Origin of the sequence: Mesorhizobium sp. LSJC285A00 (genome assembly GCF_000503155.1) — a bacterium.
Classification (GTDB): domain Bacteria; phylum Pseudomonadota; class Alphaproteobacteria; order Rhizobiales; family Rhizobiaceae; genus Mesorhizobium.
On the sequence record NZ_AYVK01000110.1, the window covers coordinates 1 to 846 of the forward strand.

Below are 846 nucleotides of genomic sequence, written 5' to 3' on the forward strand. Positions count from 1 at the left end.
GCGGCGCTGCCATGATCGCGCCGGCGGTCCGCAGGCCGACGCTTTCCAAGCTGGCGCGGATATCGGCTTCGATGCGCAGTGCCGCCAGCGGCAAGGGGGCGAGCAGCGCTTCCTCCTCGCCGGAGACAACGATGCGGTTGCCGCAGAAGCGCGCCGCCGCCCAGGCTGCACCCGGCGTCGCGGCCAACCCGGCGCGGACATCGAAACCCTGCTGGAAAAACCGCGCAAGGATGTCGTCCAGCATGGCGCGCTCGCCGCCGAACAGATGCGTGCAGCCGGTGACGTCGAGATAAAGGCCATCAGTACCGTCGAGCGCCACCAGCGGCGTATAGCGATCGCACCAGTCGGCGAGGCCTTCGAGCAGCCGGCGATCGGCGTCCGGATCGGCCTCGACGATGTCGATCGAGGGATGCATGGCGCGCGCATCGGCAATGCCCATGCCAGGCTTCAGATGCAGCGCCTCAGCCCGCTCGTCGAGGGCCGATATGCGCTGGGCGTTGCGGTCGCGATGGCTGATCACGAGCGGTGGGTGAGATGGCGGCAGATGATCCGAAGGCCGGGAACGCCACGACCGTCCCAGGCGCTGGCGCAGGATCCGTTCTGCCGCCAGATGCGGGAACCACAGCGACAGAATTCTCTGCCCGTTTTTCGCGGGGCTTTCTTTCTTCGAATGCGTGTTCATCGGGATTCCACTCCAGTGTGAATTGTCCAGGCAGAGCGGTGCGGCTCTTGCCGATGCTGACGGTGAAGGCAGGCCGGCCGATCGAGCCGGCGAGCGACCCGGCGATCGTCCGGCGGCTCGCCGCTGGTGCAGCCGACACGATGAGGCGCACCGGGGCGGCGGTC

Annotated in this window: 1 protein-coding gene and 1 pseudogene; both read right to left on the minus strand. The window is 68.0% G+C overall.

Annotated elements, in window-relative coordinates; genetic code table 11:
• A partial coding sequence (locus tag X726_RS01000000167875; RefSeq protein ID WP_033002140.1) for a DNA polymerase Y family protein occupies window positions 1-520 on the minus strand: 520 nt, incomplete at its 3' end.
• Window positions 462-846 (minus strand): annotated as a pseudogene (locus X726_RS1000000172180) (hypothetical protein); the annotation flags it as partial. The gene X726_RS01000000167875 and the pseudogene X726_RS1000000172180, both read right to left, overlap by 59 nt.